This is a genomic window from Microbacterium sp. MYb45 (assembly GCF_002979655.1).
Classification (GTDB): domain Bacteria; phylum Actinomycetota; class Actinomycetes; order Actinomycetales; family Microbacteriaceae; genus Microbacterium.
Genome location: NZ_PCPG01000001.1, coordinates 100,828 through 117,544, shown reverse-complemented (window position 1 = coordinate 117,544; position 16,717 = coordinate 100,828). Strand labels below are relative to the sequence as shown.

18 protein-coding genes are annotated in these 16,717 nt (G+C 68.5%); 7 read left to right on the top strand and 11 right to left on the bottom strand.

The features are described from left to right. Positions 1 to 153 precede the first annotated feature (153 nt). The 3 genes from CQ034_RS00570 to CQ034_RS00560 are packed head-to-tail and all read right to left on the bottom strand — an operon-like array spanning position 154 to position 2,771. Positions 154 to 708: a GNAT family N-acetyltransferase gene (locus CQ034_RS00570; RefSeq protein WP_105709566.1), complete on the bottom strand. Its 555-nt coding sequence runs from the start codon at positions 706 to 708 to the stop codon at positions 154 to 156. Continuing rightward, a complete protein-coding gene (locus CQ034_RS00565) occupies positions 705 to 2,366 on the bottom strand; it encodes an ABC-F family ATP-binding cassette domain-containing protein (protein WP_105709565.1) in 1,662 nt (553 codons plus the stop codon). The genes CQ034_RS00570 and CQ034_RS00565 overlap by 4 nt, the downstream gene beginning before the upstream one ends. A gap of 12 nt (positions 2,367 to 2,378) precedes the next feature. Then, positions 2,379 to 2,771 carry a hypothetical protein gene (locus CQ034_RS00560; protein ID WP_146114778.1) on the bottom strand — a complete coding sequence of 131 codons (393 nt, stop codon included), beginning with the start codon at positions 2,769 to 2,771 and terminating at the stop codon, positions 2,379 to 2,381. A gap of 232 nt (positions 2,772 to 3,003) precedes the next feature. On the opposite strand from CQ034_RS00560, the gene CQ034_RS00555 reads away from it, so the two are divergent. From CQ034_RS00555 to CQ034_RS00545, 3 genes are all read left to right on the top strand, one after another. Next, positions 3,004 to 3,360 carry a PadR family transcriptional regulator gene (locus tag CQ034_RS00555; protein ID WP_105709563.1) on the top strand — a complete coding sequence of 119 codons (357 nt, stop codon included), beginning with the start codon at positions 3,004 to 3,006 and terminating at the stop codon, positions 3,358 to 3,360. Between the two features lie 26 nt (positions 3,361 to 3,386). Continuing rightward, positions 3,387 to 4,163, top strand: coding sequence for a hypothetical protein (locus CQ034_RS00550; RefSeq protein WP_146114777.1), 777 nt, complete (start codon positions 3,387 to 3,389; stop codon positions 4,161 to 4,163). 107 nt (positions 4,164 to 4,270) lie between these two features. Then, entirely contained in the window at positions 4,271 to 4,663 is a 393-nt protein-coding gene (locus CQ034_RS00545) for a hypothetical protein (RefSeq protein WP_105709561.1), read from the top strand. 39 nt (positions 4,664 to 4,702) lie between these two features. Here the strand turns inward: CQ034_RS00545 and ychF are convergent, their stop codons facing one another. Both ychF and CQ034_RS00535 read right to left on the bottom strand, forming a co-directional pair. Beyond that, the gene (ychF, locus tag CQ034_RS00540) at positions 4,703 to 5,776 is read right to left on the bottom strand and encodes a redox-regulated ATPase YchF (RefSeq protein WP_105709560.1); all 1,074 of its coding nucleotides are present in this window, start codon (positions 5,774 to 5,776) and stop codon (positions 4,703 to 4,705) included. Positions 5,777 to 5,828: 52 nt separating this feature from the next. After that, positions 5,829 to 6,569, bottom strand: coding sequence for a class I SAM-dependent methyltransferase (locus CQ034_RS00535; protein ID WP_105709559.1), 741 nt, complete (start codon positions 6,567 to 6,569; stop codon positions 5,829 to 5,831). 59 nt (positions 6,570 to 6,628) lie between these two features. Here CQ034_RS00535 and CQ034_RS00530 point away from each other — a divergent pair, with 59 nt between their 5' ends. Both CQ034_RS00530 and CQ034_RS00525 read left to right on the top strand, forming a co-directional pair. Beyond that, positions 6,629 to 7,222, top strand: a complete 594-nt coding sequence (locus CQ034_RS00530; protein ID WP_029262950.1) for an exonuclease domain-containing protein — start codon at positions 6,629 to 6,631, stop codon at positions 7,220 to 7,222. A gap of 64 nt (positions 7,223 to 7,286) precedes the next feature. Further along, the gene (locus tag CQ034_RS00525) at positions 7,287 to 8,573 is read left to right on the top strand and encodes a DNA recombination protein RmuC (protein WP_105709558.1); all 1,287 of its coding nucleotides are present in this window, start codon (positions 7,287 to 7,289) and stop codon (positions 8,571 to 8,573) included. Between the two features lie 81 nt (positions 8,574 to 8,654). Here the strand turns inward: CQ034_RS00525 and CQ034_RS00520 are convergent, their stop codons facing one another. Next, a complete protein-coding gene (locus CQ034_RS00520; protein WP_105709557.1) occupies positions 8,655 to 8,945 on the bottom strand; it encodes a hypothetical protein in 291 nt (96 codons plus the stop codon). Between the two features lie 183 nt (positions 8,946 to 9,128). Beyond that, complete coding sequence (gene glpX / locus CQ034_RS00515) at positions 9,129 to 10,115, bottom strand: class II fructose-bisphosphatase (RefSeq protein ID WP_029262953.1); 987 nt, start codon at positions 10,113 to 10,115, stop codon at positions 9,129 to 9,131. 185 nt (positions 10,116 to 10,300) lie between these two features. Between glpX and fbaA the strand changes: the two genes are divergently transcribed. Next, positions 10,301 to 11,329: a class II fructose-bisphosphate aldolase gene (gene fbaA / locus CQ034_RS00510; RefSeq protein WP_105709556.1), complete on the top strand. Its 1,029-nt coding sequence runs from the start codon at positions 10,301 to 10,303 to the stop codon at positions 11,327 to 11,329. 91 nt (positions 11,330 to 11,420) lie between these two features. Here fbaA and CQ034_RS00505 read toward each other — a convergent pair whose 3' ends face one another. From CQ034_RS00505 to CQ034_RS00490, 4 genes are all read right to left on the bottom strand, one after another. Further along, the gene (locus tag CQ034_RS00505; protein WP_105709555.1) at positions 11,421 to 12,686 is read right to left on the bottom strand and encodes a hypothetical protein; all 1,266 of its coding nucleotides are present in this window, start codon (positions 12,684 to 12,686) and stop codon (positions 11,421 to 11,423) included. 25 nt (positions 12,687 to 12,711) lie between these two features. Next, complete coding sequence (locus CQ034_RS00500; protein WP_105709554.1) at positions 12,712 to 13,245, bottom strand: DUF6264 family protein; 534 nt, start codon at positions 13,243 to 13,245, stop codon at positions 12,712 to 12,714. Positions 13,246 to 13,479: 234 nt separating this feature from the next. Further along, positions 13,480 to 14,271 carry an IclR family transcriptional regulator gene (locus tag CQ034_RS00495; RefSeq protein ID WP_029262957.1) on the bottom strand — a complete coding sequence of 264 codons (792 nt, stop codon included), beginning with the start codon at positions 14,269 to 14,271 and terminating at the stop codon, positions 13,480 to 13,482. A 2-nt stretch (positions 14,272 to 14,273) separates the two neighbouring features. Beyond that, a complete protein-coding gene (locus CQ034_RS00490) occupies positions 14,274 to 15,353 on the bottom strand; it encodes a 4-hydroxy-3-methylbut-2-enyl diphosphate reductase (RefSeq protein ID WP_181156177.1) in 1,080 nt (359 codons plus the stop codon). A gap of 64 nt (positions 15,354 to 15,417) precedes the next feature. Here CQ034_RS00490 and xseA point away from each other — a divergent pair, with 64 nt between their 5' ends. Next, positions 15,418 to 16,695, top strand: a complete 1,278-nt coding sequence (gene xseA, locus CQ034_RS00485) for an exodeoxyribonuclease VII large subunit (protein ID WP_029262959.1) — start codon at positions 15,418 to 15,420, stop codon at positions 16,693 to 16,695. The last annotated feature ends 22 nt before the right edge of the window (positions 16,696 to 16,717 follow it).

Sequence of the window (16,717 nt, the reverse complement as noted above, 5' to 3'; positions counted from 1 at the left end):
GTGAATCTCCTCGTGCCGTCGGTGTCAGGAACTCAGGCGAAACCTCCACGGCGGACGCCTGCGACCGGACCGCGACCGGAGCCGCCGTCCACCAGCGTATCCCGACCCGGCGGCCACCGAGACGAGGACTGCCGGAGCATCTTCGCCCGACGACTACCAGGCCCGCCCCCGAAGCTCGATCGTGCCCGCGGGCCACATGCGTGGTGTCGGGCCGAGCGCGAGGGTCAGGATGGGAGGCCCTGAGGGCTGCGTGGTGGGCTGACCCGTGCGATCGATAGAGTGCTCGACCGCCGAGATTCGGCGCCATCCGCACGATTCATAGAAGGAGACGACCTCCTCGCGGCAGCCGAGGTAGCCGAACTCGATCCCGCCGGCATCCGTCATCGACGCGGCCGCGTGTATCAGGAGCCGAGCACCGACGCGCTGCCCACGTGCGCGTGGGGAGATCAGCACCCCACCGACTCCCGCGACCATGACCTCCGCCGCGCCGACGCCGATCGTCCGTCGCGCCCAACCGACGTGACCCACGATCTCATCGCCGGCGCGCGCGATCAGGTGATGGTCATGGGGCGCGTAGCCGTAGGGCTGATCCGGATCCCAGGCCCCGAACTCTGCGGAGTACTCGGCGTCGAACAACTCTCGCAGTCGCGCCACGTCATTCGTGGTCAGGCGGCCGTGCGGGACGCTGTCGATGACGAGGGCCGTCATGCTTCGGCGACCTGCCCGGCCTCCACCCGCCAGTGCCGGTCGGTGTGCACCGTGGCGAGCATCCGCCGGTCGTGCGTGACGAGCAGCAGGGTTCCCTCGTACGACTCGAGCGCCTGCTCCAGCTGCTCGATCGCGGGCAGGTCGAGGTGGTTGGTGGGCTCGTCGAGCACGAGCAGGTTGATGCCGCGGGCCTGCAGCAGGGCGAGCCCTGCCCGCGTGCGCTCCCCCGGCGACAGTTCATCGACCGCGCGCGTCACGTGATCGGCCTTGAGCCCGAACTTCGCCAGGAGCGTGCGCACCTCGCCCGATGCCATCTCCGGGACGAGCTCTTCGAACGCGGCCGCGAGCGGTTGCGTTCCGACGAGCTGCGCACGGGCCTGGTCGATCTCGCCGATCTGCACGCTCGCGCCGAGGCTCGCCGTTCCCTCATCGGGAAGCTGCCGCCCCAGCAGCCCGCGGAGCAGCGTCGACTTTCCGGCACCGTTGGGACCGGTGATGCCGATGCGCTCCCCCGCGTTCACCTGCAGTGACACGGGTCCGAGTTGGAAGGATCCCTGCCGGAACACCGCCGAGCTCAGGGTCGACACGACGGAGCTGGAACGCGGGGCCGAGCCGATCGTGAACTCCAGCTGCCACTCCTTGCGCGGCTCCTCGACCTCTTCGAGCCGGGCGATCCTGCTCTCCATCTGACGCACCTTCTGCGCCTGCTTCTCGCTGGACTCGGCTGACGCCTTGCGTTTGATCTTGTCGTTGTCCGGCGCCTTCTTCATGGCGTTGCGCACACCCTGGCTCGACCACTCCCGCTGTGTGCGGGCGCGGGACACGAGGTCGGCCTTCTTATCGGCGAACTCGTCGTACTTCTCGCGCTGGTGTCGACGCACGGTGGCCCGCTCCTCGAGGTACGAGTCGTAGCCACCGCCGAACACTCTGTTGCTCCCCTGGGCGAGGTCGAGCTCCAGGACTCTGGTCACGCAGCGGGCGAGGAACTCGCGGTCGTGACTGACCAGCACGACACCGCCCCGAAGACCGCGGACGAAGGCTTCCAGGCGCTCGATCCCGTCGAGGTCGAGGTCATTGGTCGGCTCGTCGAGCAGCGCGATGTCGAAGCGAGAGAGCAGCAGCGCGGCGAGGCCCACACGGGCGGCCTGCCCACCCGACAGCGAGGTCATCATGGTGTCGGCGGGCTCATCACCCAGGTCGAGTCCGAGGTCGGCGAGCACGGCGGGGAGGCGTTCGTCGAGGTCGGCGGCACCGCTGGCCAGCCACCGATCCAACGCCGTGGAGTAGGTGTCGGCGGGGTCTGTGCCCGGAGCCGCGAGCGAGGGGTCTCCCAGGGCTGCGGCTGCGGCATCCATGTCCCTGGTCGCCGCCGCGCATCCGGTGCGGCGGGCGATGTAGTCGACGACGCTCTCTCCGACGAGGCGCTCGTGCTCCTGCGGAAGCCAGCCGACGAACGCATCCGCGGGAGCGAGCCTGATGGTGCCGGCCTGCGGCTGATCGACGCCGGCGAGCAGCTTCAGGAGGGTCGACTTTCCTGCCCCGTTGGCTCCGACGAGGCCGACGACGTCGCCGGCCGTGACGGTCAGGTCGAGCGAGTCGAACAGTGTGCGGTGGCCGTACCCGCCGGCCAGCCCTTGGGCCACGAGTGTTGCGGTCATCCGTCAATCCTGTCACCCGCGGGGGTGGTGCGCGGACCGGGTCGAGGAGAAGCAGCCTGCGTCCGTTGCCTCCTTCTTCCGCCACGGCAGGAGCGCTGCGAGCAGCAGCGCCGGACCTCCGACGAGCGTCCACGGCCCTGGGCCGGCGGGCGAGAGGACGATCTCGGGGTGCACGCGCAGCACGTTGAACGCCATCAGACAGCAGAGAGCACCCACCACGGCGATGATCACTCGCCCGACGCGCCCGCCTCCGCGCCGCGAGAAGAGCCAGGCGACGACCGCGACCGCCCACAGCACGAGGCTGACTCCGACGCCGAAGATCAAGAACATCGGCCAGGACGCGTCCGCGTCCGCCGCGAAGCCGACGGCGTTGGTCGCCGTATGCGCCACGCCCAGGCCGGCCAAGGCGAGAGCGCCGATACCGCCCGATATGCGGCGGGAACGGAGGAACCCGACTGCCCGGGTCTCGGCGGTGCTGCTTGTGCTTGTGCTTGTGCTTATCGATGAGAGCATGCCCCCAGGCTGGCGCGTTCCGCGCGACCCGACCATCGCCCGGAGGTATCGGCGCCCTCCCCCGCGTGGGTGAGATCAGCGATCACTAGTTGCCACAGCAACTAGTCTGACGTACGATCTAGTCATGAGTCCGGAAGAGTGGCCGAGCGAGTGGATGAGAAGCGTGCTGGGCGTGTGCGTGCTGCGGACCCTCCTCGATGGCCCGAACTACGGGTACGCGATCACCCAGAACCTGACCGCAGCCGGACTGGGCACCGTCAAGGGCGGCACTCTCTACCCCCTCCTCGGCCGTCTGGAGGAGTCCGGGTTCGTCGAGGTCGAGTGGCGTCCGGGTGAGGGCGGCCCCGGCCGGAAGTACTTCTCGCTGACAGATCAGGGCCGCGCACATGCCCGGTCGATGGCCGAGCTCTGGGCCGACTTCACGAAGACCACCCGCGAGCTCACCGACGGAGCGCTCGAGAAGCGCCGAGAACTGACATGACCACCGGGAACCGAAAGGCAGCACCGATGAACCTGAGCAACAGGACGGGCTTCGGCTCCGTCGACACCTACACGCGACTGGCGCCGAGTGTCGAGCGGGACTGGATCGAGCAGTTCGTGCTCGAGCAGCGTCTCCTCGGCGTTCCGGGATCGCGGATCGGGGACTCCCTCGTGGTCGTGGAGAGTCATGTGTCCGAGTCGGGCGAGAGCGCCCTTGCCGCATTCGGCGAACCCCGTGCGTACGCCGCCGAGGACGCCCCGGAGCAGCCTCAGCAGTCACCTCAACGAATCGATCGCGAACGGGGCATCGCTCTCGTTCTGGGCCTCTTCGGCATGCTGCTCACCACCTTCAGCGCGCAGGCGGCATTCGCGGGCGAATCCGCTCTTGCCGTGACCGTCGGACACCTCGTCCTGCTCGCGATCGCCTCGGGGGCGCTCGCGCTGCTCCTCTTCGCGTCGCACGTGCCTCTGCGGCTGATCGCTCAGCATCCGGTACGCAGCTGGGTCGGCTGGATGGCGCTGCTCATCGTGATGGTCGGCGCACTTCTCCTGCTGCCTCAGCAGATCGGAGAGGTGAGCATCTGGGTCGCCTCGGCCATCGGCGTGGTCCTCCTCGCCGCCGGTTTCCTCCTGCAGATGCGCGCCTACCTCGGCGGTCGGGTGCAGGATGACCCGATCGTCGGCCCGGGCGAGCAGCCGGAGAGCGCCAGCGCAGGCCTGGCGACCGTCTTCGTCCTCCCGCTCGCGACCGTGGTCATGATCGGCTTCTCCTGGCTGCTCCAGCAGATTCCCGGGATGTTCTGACGAGCTCCCGGCCGCACGCGGAGGGCCTCGGACTGGGTATTCTGCCCGTGCGGGGCCCTTCCTCGGCTCCGACAGCAGCTGCCTTGATCAGAACTCTGGAGACGAGCGTGACGGAGAAGTACCCGATCCAAGCCGAGCTCGCATCGACACTCGGCGCAGAGCGCGCAGAGCGACTGCTGACGAAGCTCGACGACTACTCGAATCAGCCGAACGCGGTGAAAGGTGCGTCGAAGAGGCCGAGCGCCCCCGAGATCGAAGCGGCCGCGCATGCGGCGTTCGCGGCAGCGACCCCGGAGGAAGCCGACTTCGAGCTCGACTCGATCGGCGTCTGGGGACTTCTGACGCTCGCCGCCCGAGCCGACGTGACGATCCTCGACCGTCTTCCCGCATCGCGGGCGGATAACCCGAAGGTGGCCTCGATCCGGCGTGCGGCCACGAAGTATCGGAAGGGTCTGACAGACGCCGAGGCCCGACAGCCTGGTGCCGACTCTGCGGAATAGACGAGGTCCGAGACGATCCCCCGGACCTGCGATCCCCGCTCAGTTGTTGAAGCGGAACTCCACCACGTCGCCGTCCTGCATGACGTAGTCCTTGCCCTCGAGGCGAGCCTTGCCCTTGGCGCGAGCCTCGACGACGGAGCCCGTCTCGACCAGGTCCTCGAACGACACGATCTCGGCCTTGATGAAGCCCTTCTCGAAGTCGGTGTGGATCACACCGGCCGCCTGCGGGGCCTTCGACCCCTTGGGGATCGTCCACGCGCGAGCTTCCTTCGGACCAGCCGTGAGGTAGGTCTGCAGCCCGAGGGTGTCGAAGCCGATGCGGGCGAGCTGGTCGAGCCCCGACTCGTCCTGGCCGGTCGACGCGAGCAGCTCGGCGGCGTCCTCCGGGTCGAGGTCGATGAGCTCGGACTCGATCTTCGCGTCGAGGAAGATGGCCTTGGCGGGCGCAACGAGGGCGGCGAGCTCCGCCTTGCGGGCGTCGTTCGTCAGCACGGCCTCATCGACGTTGAAGACGAAGATGACAGGCTTCGCGGTCAGGAGGCCCAACTCGCGGATCGGTGTCAGGTCGATGCCCGCGACCGACAGCAGCACGCCACGCTCCAGGGCATCCTTCGCCGCGTTCGCGGTCTCGAGAACGACGGGCTCGATCTTCTTGCCGCGGACTTCCTTCTCGTACCGGGTGATCGCCTTGTCGACCGTCTCGAGGTCGGCGAGCATGAGCTCGGCGTTGATCGTCTCCATGTCGGAGGCGGGGTTCACCGTGCCGTCGACGTGCACGACGTCGTCGTCCGAGAAGCCGCGCACGACCTGAGCGATGGCGTCGGCCTCACGGATGTTCGCGAGGAACTTGTTGCCGAGCCCCTCACCCTCGCTCGCGCCGCGCACGATGCCGGCGATGTCGACGAAGGACACCGCCGCGGGGAGGATCCGCTCGCTGCCGAAGATCTCCGCGAGCTTGTCGAGGCGCGGGTCGGGCAGGTTCACCACGCCGACGTTGGGCTCGATCGTCGCGAACGGATAGTTCGCCGCGAGCACGTCGTTCTTGGTGAGTGCGTTGAAGAGGGTGGACTTGCCGACGTTGGGCAGGCCGACGATGCCGATAGTGAGAGCCACGGGGCACGAGTCTACCTGGCCCCACCCCCATCGCCCTGCGGAAGGCCGCTCCTCAGTCGCGGATGGCGCGGTAGGCCCGTGTCACGTACGGAAGGTCGATGGTCGTGTCGCCGTGCAGATCGAGCTCGTCGAACAGCGCGTCGAGGTCGTGCCGGATCCGAGCCTTCTCATCCTCGGAGGCGGTGATGATGTAGCTGCGCGACGCCGCCATGCGGTGCAGCAGGTCGCGCGTGATGGGGCGGACCCACTCCCAGCGCTCCTGCTCGAGGCCGCCGAACGGCGCGGCGACGACCGGATCCCCCTCGGCGAGCATGTTCTCGGCGTGGCTGCCGTGCATGATCTCGGTCAACCGGCGCACCCAGTCGACCCGATCGTCGCGGATGTTCCAGATGAGACCGAGCACTCCCCCGCTGCGTACGACCCGACCGATCTCGGCGGATCCGGCGACGGGATCGACCCAGTGCCAGGCCTGCCCCAGGACGACCGCGTCGACGCTGGCATCGGGAAGGGGCAGCCGCTCTGCCGACCCCACGAAGGTCGGTACGCCCGGCACGGCACCGCGCAGCGTCGCGAGCATCTCGGAATCCGGATCGATCGCGACGACCTCGGCATCCGGCGCGTGCGCCAGTACCCGGGTGAGCTTTCCCGTCCCGGCACCGACATCGGCGATGCGGCGGGTTCCGTGCGGCATCCGCTCGAGCATCCACGCCACCGCATCGAAGGGGTACTCGGGTCTTCCGACCTCGTAGTCCCCGGCCTGCGCTCCGAACGACGTCGCCATGTCCTCAGCCATGCGGCCAGCCTACGGCGAGTCTCCCGCCTGGCCGCCGACCTCGGGGTGAGAGTGGAGACGTGCCACTGGACTTCACTGCGATCGACTTCGAGACCGCGAACTCCAGCCCCGCCTCCGCCTGTTCCGTCGGACTGGTCCGTGTGCGCGGCGGCGAGGTCGTCGCCACCACCGGATGGTTGATCCAGCCGCCGCCCGGTCACGACGAGTTCCAGGAGTGGAACGTGCGGATCCACGGCATCCAGCCGGAGGATGTGCTGTCGGCGGCCACGTGGGTCGACCAGTTCGATCGACTCTGCGCCTTCGCGGGGGCCGACGTGCTCGTCGCCCACAACGCCGGCTTCGACCTCAACGTGCTGCGCCGCGCCTCGGAGGCCACAGGCCAGCTCTGCCCGCCGTACCGCTCGCTCTGCAGCCTGCAGGTCGCGCGGAAGACGTATGTGCTCGACTCCTATCGCCTGCCCGTCGCCGCAGCCGCCGCCGGGTTCGAGGAGTTCGCGCACCACGATGCCCTCGCCGATGCTCGTGCCTGCGCGCAGATCGTGATCGATGCGGCCGCCAGGGCGGGTGCCGCCGACGTGTTCGCGCTCGCCGACGCGCTGAGCCTGCGCGTCACCGCACCCGTCGCGCCTGCTCTGGAGCGCGCCGTCGCCTGAGCCGACACACCGCTCCCGTGCGCGGCGACCTCGTAATGTCCGATGCCGGCCGCATCATGAACACATGGATGCTCTGGCTGTGGTTCTCCCCCTCGTCGCCCTCGCGGCGGGTGTCGCTGTGGGCTGGTTCCTGCACGCAGGACGTGGGGCCGCTGATCTCGCGCGCGCTCAGGCCGAGCTGGCCGCCGCGCGCGACGACCGCGACCGCCAGTACGACCTCTACCGCGATGCCGTCGAGCACTCACGGAACGAGCAGCGAGCCGAGGCGCAGCGCGTGCAGCAGCAGAACGCGGTGCTGACGGCGCTGGCTCCGGTGCGGGAGAGCCTGCAGCAGATGCAGACCAAGGTCACCGCGATCGAACGCGAGCGCCACGCCCAGTTCGGCACACTGGAGGAGCAGCTGCGACGCGCGCAAGAATCCGACGAGGCGCTGCGGGCGACCACGGAGTCGCTCGCCGGAGCGCTGCGCTCGACGGCCACGCGCGGAGTATGGGGCGAGACGCAGCTGCGCCGTGTGGTGGAAGCGGCGGGGCTCACGCGTCACATCGACTTCGACCTGCAGGCGACGATCTCGTCCGACCGGGGCCAGGGTCGGCCCGACATGGTCATCCGCCTCGCCGGCGGCAGCTCGATCGCGGTCGACGCCAAGGTGCCGCTCGACGCGTATCTCGAGGCTTCGGCGCTGTCGGCGGGTGACGCCCAGGAGCCGCAGCGGCGCGCCCTCATGCAGAAGCACGTGAAAGCCGTCCGCGCGCACATCGATGCCCTGGCCAAAAAGGCGTACTGGGCAGGACTCGACGCGAGTCCTGAGTTCGTGATCTGCTTCCTGCCGAGCGAGTCGCTGCTCGCCGCGGCCATCGACGAAGACCCGACACTGCTCGACTATGCGTTCAGCCGACGAGTGGCGCTCGCGTCTCCCGTGAACCTCTGGGCCGTCCTGAAGACCGTGGCTTTCACATGGACGCAGCAGGAGGTGTCGACCGAGGCACGTACGCTGCTCACTCTCGGCACGCAGCTCTACGACCGGTTGGGCACTCTCGCCGGGCATGCCGACGATCTGCGCCGCGCCCTGGAGCGCACGGTCGACAGCTACAACCGCTTCGCCGGCTCGCTCGAGACGCGCGTGCTCGTGACGGCGCGGCAGTTCCCCGGCGTCGACGCGGCGGCTCTCGCATCCGTTCCGGCGGTGACGGAGGGCACGGGACGACGGTTCACCGCTCCCGAGCTGATCGCCGCAGACGAGCACGGGGACGAACCCGTCGCCGAAATGCCAGAAGCCACGGATCACATCGGAGCGGCATCAGTGCGTGCGGACGTGGGCGAGGTACGGATTCGCCTCGACGAGATCTAGGGCCCACCGACGCTGTGCACCGCCGTCACGCCTGCACTGCGGCCTACGGCGTAGCGCGCGGACGAACTGTCGAGCAGCGCCTCAGGCGATGCCGGGAACGCCGCTGAGCAGCAGGATCACGAGGCCGCTGGTGGCGAGGAACGCTCCGATCATCCACCAGGCGCTGACCTCATGACCCTCGTCGCGGCGGACGCGGAACAGCACGTCAGCGCGGCGAGCCGGATCGGCGACCGCCGCCGGTGGGGTGGTGACGGACGGGGTGGCTGCGACGCCCTGCTCGGCGTCGGCGCTCACTCGGAGAATCCGTCCGGTGTTCGTCGTGATGATCTTCGTCGCGGCGGCCTTCGAGCCACTCGTGTGCTGCGTTGTCATCCGTTCGCCCTCCTGTGCCTGCGGTGCCTGACGGCTCCGTCCACGGCGACAAACCCAGTGACAATTGTGACACGGCGCTCCGGAAAGCGTGGCTCACCCCGCCCCGAGCCCATACCGGCTCGATAACGATGCCGTCGTCGCCGCCGGGAGAACACGCCCTCAGCAGGGCCGGGGAATGGGGAATCAGAGCCACTTCGAGACGAGGTGCTCCGAGGCGATGCGCCGGAGGGTTCCGGAAGCACCACGGAGCACGACGCTCTCCGTGTACACATAGCCCCGCTCACGGCGGACGCCCGCCACGAGCTGGCCGTCGGTGACACCGGTCGCGACGAAGATCGTGTTGTTGCCCTGCACCAGGTCGTCGGCCTCGTAGACCCTGTCCATGTCGAGTCCGGCGTCGATCCCGCGCTGACGCTCGTCGTCGTCACGCGGCCACAGACGACCCTGGATGTGTCCGCCGAGCGCCTTGATGGCGCATGCCGTGACGATGCCCTCGGGGCTGCCGCCGACGCCGACGCACATGTCGGTGCGCGCATCATGCCGGGCGGCGTTGATCCCACCCGCGACGTCACCGTCGCTCATCAGTCGGGTGCCGGCGCCCGCATCGCGGATCTCCTGGATGAGTTGCTCATGACGCGGACGGTTCAGTACCGACACGACGATCTCGTCGACGGGCTTGTCGAGCGCACCGGCGAGCTTGCGGATGTTCTCTCCGATGGGGAGCCGGATGTCGACGACGCCGACGCCTGCGGGTCCCGTGACGAGCTTGTCCATGTAGAAGACGGTGGAGGCATCCAGCATCGTGCCCCGGTCGGACACCGCGATCACGGACAGCGCGTTCTGCCGACCCGCTGCGGTGAGGGAGGTTCCGTCGATGGGATCGACTGCGATGTCGCACAGCGGTCCGCGCCCGGTGCCGACGACCTCGCCGTTGAACAGCATGGGTGCGTTGTCCTTCTCGCCCTCGCCGATCACGACGCGGCCTTGGAAGTCGACGGTGCCCAGGAACGCGCGCATCGCGTCGACGGCCGCCCCGTCGGCGGCCTCCTTCGCGCCTCGACCGATGAAAGGGACCGCGCGGATGGCCGCAGCCTCCGTCGCTCGCACCAACTCCATCGCGAGGTTACGGTCGGGACGAAGAGGGCTCAGATCCGCAGTCAGACTCACCATGCGGTCAGCCTAGCTATCGAAGCGAGCGAACAGCCCGGTTTTCCGCCTCTATCCCGCGAAGGAATCGCGATTCTTAACGCCTGGGCACGAGCGACCGTGCGAGCGGTGCGGCCGACCTTCGATACGACTCCGGTGGCCCCGATAGAGTGGCACCTGTCCCGGCTTCCCTTATCGCAGGAGTTCTCATGCCCGTCGCCACCCCGGATCAGTACGCCGAAATGCTCGACCGCGCGAAGGCCGGCGGCTTCGCGTATCCCGCATTCAACGTCTCGAGCTCGCAGACGATCAACGCCGTCCTCCAGGGGCTGACCGAGGCCGGCTCCGACGGCATCATCCAGGTCACCACGGGTGGAGCCGACTACTTCGCCGGCCACACCGTCAAGGCACGCGCCACCGGCGCTCTCGCCTTCGCCCGCTTCGCGACCGAGGTCGCCAAGAACTACCCGATCACCGTCGCGCTGCACACCGACCACTGCCCGAAGGACGCCCTCGCCGGCTTCGTCGAGCCGCTGATCGCAGCCTCCGAGGACGAGGTCAAGGCCGGCCGCAACCCGATCTTCCAGTCCCACATGTGGGACGGCTCGGCGGTTCCCCTCGCGGAGAACATCGAGATCGCGAAGGACCTTCTCCCCCGCATGAAGAATATCAACGCCATCCTCGAGGTCGAGATCGGCGTCGTCGGCGGCGAAGAAGACGGCGTGCAGCACGAGGGCTCGAACGACGCCCTCTACACGACGTTCGCGGACGTCGACCAGGCCGTGCAGGCCCTCGGTCTCGGCGAGCAGGGCCGCTACATCGCCGCCCTCACGTTCGGCAACGTGCACGGCGTGTACAAGCCGGGTGGGGTCAAGCTGCGCCCGGAACTCCTCGGCGAGATCCAGGCCGAGGTCGCAGCGAAGTACAACACGGGCGCCAAGCCGCTCGATCTGGTCTTCCACGGTGGCTCCGGCTCGACCGACGAGGAGATCGCCCTCGCGGTCGCGAACGGCGTCATCAAGATGAACATCGACACCGACACGCAGTACGCCTACACGCGTGCGATCGCCGACTACATGTTCAAGAACTACGACGGCGTGCTGAAGGTCGACGGCGAGGTCGGCAACAAGAAGCAGTACGACCCCCGCGCCTGGGGCAAGATCGCCGAGTCGGCGATGGCCGCCCGCGTGGTCGAATCGACCCGTCAGCTCGGTTCGTACGGCCAGTCGAAGAGCTGATCCGTCGCGACTTCGATGAGAGATGCCCCAGCCGGTCGGCTGGGGCATCTCTCATTTCGCAGCGTGGCGCGGTCGGCCAGCCGGGCAGCCGTCAGCCTCGGCCGCGGCGGATCCGGACGATCGAGATCGCTGCATCGATCAACGCATCGATCACGAGCAGCAACCCGAGGGTCCTGCCCGCTCCCCGCACGCGAGACGTGACCCACGCTCCCGCGGCGAACTCCCCGAACGACAGGGCGAGGCCGACCACGGGACGGCGGCGGAGAGCCTCGCCGAGCCGCGCGAGCGGGCGTTCCCGACGGGTGAGAGGCGTGAATTCCCCGACCCCGGCGATCGCCGTCTCCCGCACCGCGGTCCACCACCCCACCGGCAGGAACCGCCGTTGCGGCCGTGCGGTCGCCCCGCCGAACGCGGCGTCGATCAAGTCCGGCGCGACGCCGAAGGCGGCCAGGAAGGCTCGCTCGCGGGACTCGGCACCGATCACACCACCCAATGCCTCGGGAATCAGTGCGCGGTGGGCGGCATCCACATCGAGCCTGACGGCGGCGGCCAGCTCCAGGAGCTCATCGCGGCTCCCGTCACCCTCGGTGAGCAGTCGACGGTAGATCTCCGCAGTCTCGGGAACACGGATGGCGTCGATGTCGAGCACGGGTAGGGTGTCGCGTTCCGCATCCGTCCAGAACGGCACCGGACCGCCGTTGCCCGTGGTCACCTCGAACCACACGTCGGCGTCCGCGCGATTCAGCTCGATCACGGGCACCTCCGCCCTGGAGGTCGACCAATCACCGGTCGGTTCCGAGGTCTCGAACTGCTGAAGCGACCAGTCGCCGGACTCCCGGTGATCGACGGGCATTCTGCGCGCCGTCGCCAGGATCCTCGCGATGCCGGGGCCGCGGTGCGAGAACGCGGAGACCCTCACCGCCGAAGCCGCGAACAGTGCGGAATCGATCGCGGCATCCTCCGACTCGTCGGCGCCCACCTCGGCCGAATCGTCGATGAGCTCGTCGACCAGTTCCTCCACCGGATCGAAGCCGAACGCCTCGTCCTCATCCACGTCCACGTCCACGTCCAGCCAGAGCGTCAGTCCCTCCGCCTCGAAGGCTGACTTCAGCTCGCTCGTCGACAGGGTCGACTCGACCGTGTCCTCCTCGCTGAGCGTCAGGACGTGGCCGTCGTCCGTCACCGGGATCGCGAGTACGGCCTCCTCCCGGTCATCCCACGCGGCTGTCGCATCGCGCATACCGGCGGGAACACGCAACAGGGAGAGGATGTCTCGGGCCGATGGCCGAGGGTCGGAGCCGTCGCCACGATCCACGGAGGCGTAGGAGAGCTGGATGCCGAAGCTGTTCTGAAGCATCCTTCGACAGTACGTGCTCCCGCGGCTACTGCCCGACGGTCGCGAGGTAGGCCACGAACGCCGGGTCGTTCATCATCGGCACCGAGATGCAGATCGTCACGACGATCATCGTCGCCAGCGCACCCGCGATCGGCACCCACCAGCTGATCCGTCGACGCCGCAGACGTCGGATCGACAGCGCCGCCGTGATCGACCATCCGACGGCGAGCACGATGGCCGCGATCGTCCCCCAGATCCGCCCCTGGGCGAAGTTCGTGAACTCCCCCTCGATGCCGAGGATCTTCATCGTCTCGTTCATCACGGTGGGCAGATCGAGATACGACAACCCGGTGATGATGATGTTCACCAGGCCGTAGGCCAGCAGCGCGATGGTCACGAAGCGGTCGACCGGGTGCGGACGTGCCGCCGGGGCGCTCGCGCTCGGATCGGGCACCGTCGGGCCTGCGGCCGGCGGTGCCGCCGGGGCGACGACGACCTCGTCGAGGGGCGGCAAGCCGGCGGCTCGCCGCTGCTCCTCGGGCGTGGCGAGTTCGCCGTACTGCGGGCGCTGATCGGTCATCCCGCCATGCTAACCGCCCCGACCCTGGGCGATTCACAGCGAGGGCGCGTGAAAACGATAGCGGCCCCGGAGAAGTGGGGACTTCGCGGGGCCGCGGACGTGAAGCGCTGGGGACGCTTCTCATCCAATTTGATCACCGGCGCTGGGGACGCCTGTGGTGATCAGTAGCGCTGATGCATGCCGCTACTCACCTGATCATAGGAAAACGTGTGCCCGAGCGCCAGGGGTCAGACTTCAGATAGTGAACTCCGCGCCGTCGGAACCCGCGTCGAGGTTGTCGGCGCCGAGTTGCAGCGAGAGCCGTCTGGCCGTTCGCTGCAGCGTCGCCACCAGCTCGCTGTCCACCACTGCGCGGTCGGCCGGCAACGAGATCGCGAGCGACGCGGTGACGCCGGGGGCGATGACCGGCACCGCCACACAGGTCGCGCCGATCACATACTCCTCATGATCCACCGCCCATCCGGGCGAATGCTCCAGCTGGGTCAGCAATGTCGTGCGGTCGCTGATCGTGCGCGGCGTGAGCTCCTCCAGGCGATGTCGGGAGAGGTAGTCCAGTCGCTCATCATCGGGCAGGTCCGCCAGGATCTGCTTCCCCAAAGCCGTCGCGTGCGCGCTCGACTGCAGTCCGACCCACAGCTCCACCCTCGGGTTGCGCACCGCGTCGACGATGTCGACCAGGTGCATCTCTCCATCAGCGAACCGGGAAAGGTACGCGGTCGCCCCCACATCCTCTGTCACGTCCCGGAGGGCAGCTCGGACTCGAGCCAGGAAGACGCCCCGCGAGTCGATCTGCTGCTGGAACGAGGGGAACCGGGTCCCGAGCACCAATCCGTCGGGTTCGGAGCTCAGATACCCCTCATGGACGAGGGTGCGCACGAGATTGTATGTCGTGCCCGGCGTCAATCCCGTGATCGCCGCCAGCATCTTGGTCGGAAGCGGCCGAGGCGAGTTGGCGACGATGTCGACCAGTCGCAGCGCGCGCTGTACCGACCCGATGAGGGTCGGCTCCGCTTCCGCGGCGCTCAACGCTACGCGCCTCCTCCAGTGGCGCGACCGCCGAGTGCACGATCGTCACGCTGACCGGAAGCATCGTGTCGAAGCTCCTTGGGCAGGGAGAACATGAGGTCCTCCTCCGCGGTCTTGACCTCTTCGACATCACGGTATCCGGCGTCGCCGATCGCATCCAGTACCTCGCGCACCAGTACCTCGGGCACGGATGCACCACTCGTGACGCCGACGGTCTCGACGCCGTCGAGCCACTCCTGCTGGATCTCCTCCGCATAGTCGACGCGGTAGGCGGCCTTCGCGCCGTACTCGAGCGCGACCTCGACGAGGCGCACGCTGTTGGAGGAGTTCGACGAGCCGACGACGATCACGAGGTCGGCACCGGCCGCGACCTTCTTGATCGCGACCTGCCGGTTCTGCGTGGCGTAGCAGATGTCGTCGGACGGCGGGTTGTGCAGCTCGGGGAAGCGCGTGCGCAGCCGGTTCACCGTCTCCATCGTCTCGTCGACCGAGAGCGTGGTCTGCGAGAGCCAGACGACCTTGTTGGGGTCCTTCACGACGACGGTGTCTGCCTCTTCCGGGGAGTTCACGACCGTGACGTGCTCCGGGGCCTCGCCTGCCGTCCCCTCGACCTCTTCATGACCCTCGTGACCGATGAGCAGGATCTCGAAGTCGTCGCGGGCGAATCGCACGGCCTCGCGGTGAACCTTGGTGACCAGAGGACAGGTCGCATCGATCGCGTGCAATCCACGATCCGATGCGGCGTTGACGACCGCCGGGGAGACGCCGTGCGCACTGAAGACGACGTGCGCGCCCTCGGGGACCTCGTCGACCTCTTCGACGAAGATCGCGCCCTTCTCCTCGAGCTCGGTCACGACATGGATGTTGTGCACGATCTGCTTGCGCACATAGACCGGGGCGCCGTAGCGTTCGAGCGCCTTCTCGACGGCGACGACGGCGCGGTCGACGCCGGCGCAGTATCCGCGCGGCGCGGCGAGCAGGACCCGCTTGCGTCCGGCCACCGGGTTATCCTGAAGCCGTCCGGCCGCCGCACGAACACGTGGGAGACGGGGGACGGGGAGATGCACGGCAGTCGAAGTCACCCTTGGATTCTACCGCCGCGCGGCTGTGCGGGGCCGGAGAGACCAGGGTCAGGAACGGGAGCGGATGACAGTCTTCGAAGCGACGACGGGCCAGGGTGAGACGCCGCCCGCCGATTCGGTCGCCCCTCGCGATTCCACAGCCGATGCCCCCACCTCGGTCACGAGGCTCAACGCGACGATCCGCGACTTCATCGCCCGCTGGAACACGGTCTGGGTCGAAGGTGAGATCACGTCCTGGAACGTGCGCGCCGGCAACGTCTTCGCACGGCTGAAGGACACCCGCTCGGACGCGCAGATCTCGATCCGCGTGTGGTCGAGTGTGCGCGGACGCATCCCGTCCGACATCGGCATCGGCGATCACGTCGTCGTGGCGGTGAAGGCCGACTACTTCGTCAAAGCCGGAGACTTCAGCTTCGCGGTCTCCGCGATGAAGCACGTGGGGCTCGGCGATCAGCTCGAGCGTCTCGAGAAGCTCCGTGTGCAGCTGCGTCAGGAGGGTCTGTTCGACCCGGCCCGGAAGAAGCGCCTGCCGTTCCTCCCGCACGTCATCGGGCTGATCACCGGCGAGCGCTCGGACGCCGAGAAGGACGTGCACCGCAACGCCGAGCTGCGCTGGCCGCAGGTGCGCTTCCGCACCGAGTACGCCGCCGTGCAGGGTGATCGCTGTGTGCCCGACACCCTGGCGGCCCTCGCGAAATTGGACGCGGACCCCGAGGTCGACGTCATCATCATCGCCCGCGGCGGCGGTGACCCGCAGACGCTCCTCGGCTTCAGCGACGAGCGCCTCGTGCGGGCGGTGTCCGCGGCGACCACCCCCGTCGTCAGCGCGATCGGACATGAGAACGACCACCCGCTCCTCGACGATGTCGCCGACCTCCGCGCATCCACCCCGACGGATGCGGCGAAGCGCGTGGTACCCGACGTCGGAGAGCAGCGGGCTCTGATCGCGCAGCTGAGATCCCGCGCGACGTCGCGCCTCACCCAGCGCCTCACGCACGACATCGCACAGCTCGAGCAGCTCCGCTCCCGCCCGGTCCTCCGCTCCCCCGCGCCGATAATCGACGCGCGTGCTCAGGAGCTGTGGCTCCTGCTGTCCCGTGGCCGAGACAGTCTCACCCGGCAGCTCGACCTCGCCGGACGTCGCACCAGCGAGCTGCGCGCCTCCCTGCGGGCGCTCTCCCCCGCGGCGACCCTGGCTCGCGGCTATGCGATCGCGCACCTCGAGGGCGGCGTGATCCTTCGCGATGCGGCGGATGCGCCGGCAGGCAGCGCCCTGACGATCACGGTCGATCGTGGATCGGTGGCTGCCCGCTCGGAGGGCGAGATCCCTGAGAACGACTGAGCCGGGCCGACACGACGCACGA

What these genes read in the sequence shown, in the direction of transcription:
- CQ034_RS00500 (WP_105709554.1), bottom strand. Translation starts at nt 13,245, where the DNA reads ATGACCGATCAGCGCCCGCAGTACGGCGAACTCGCCACGCCCGAGGAG.
- CQ034_RS00505 (WP_105709555.1), bottom strand. Translation starts at nt 12,686, where the DNA reads ATGCTTCAGAACAGCTTCGGCATCCAGCTCTCCTACGCCTCCGTGGAT.
- CQ034_RS00520 (WP_105709557.1), bottom strand. Translation starts at nt 8,945, where the DNA reads ATGACAACGCAGCACACGAGTGGCTCGAAGGCCGCCGCGACGAAGATC.
- CQ034_RS00565 (WP_105709565.1), bottom strand. Translation starts at nt 2,366, where the DNA reads ATGACCGCAACACTCGTGGCCCAAGGGCTGGCCGGCGGGTACGGCCAC.
- CQ034_RS00570 (WP_105709566.1), bottom strand. Translation starts at nt 708, where the DNA reads ATGACGGCCCTCGTCATCGACAGCGTCCCGCACGGCCGCCTGACCACG.
- CQ034_RS00550 (WP_146114777.1), top strand. Translation starts at nt 3,387, where the DNA reads ATGAACCTGAGCAACAGGACGGGCTTCGGCTCCGTCGACACCTACACG.
- glpX (WP_029262953.1), bottom strand. Translation starts at nt 10,115, where the DNA reads ATGGTGAGTCTGACTGCGGATCTGAGCCCTCTTCGTCCCGACCGTAAC.
- CQ034_RS00525 (WP_105709558.1), top strand. Translation starts at nt 7,287, where the DNA reads ATGGATGCTCTGGCTGTGGTTCTCCCCCTCGTCGCCCTCGCGGCGGGT.
- CQ034_RS00555 (WP_105709563.1), top strand. Translation starts at nt 3,004, where the DNA reads ATGAGTCCGGAAGAGTGGCCGAGCGAGTGGATGAGAAGCGTGCTGGGC.
- xseA (WP_029262959.1), top strand. Translation starts at nt 15,418, where the DNA reads ATGACAGTCTTCGAAGCGACGACGGGCCAGGGTGAGACGCCGCCCGCC.
- fbaA (WP_105709556.1), top strand. Translation starts at nt 10,301, where the DNA reads ATGCCCGTCGCCACCCCGGATCAGTACGCCGAAATGCTCGACCGCGCG.
- CQ034_RS00535 (WP_105709559.1), bottom strand. Translation starts at nt 6,569, where the DNA reads ATGGCTGAGGACATGGCGACGTCGTTCGGAGCGCAGGCCGGGGACTAC.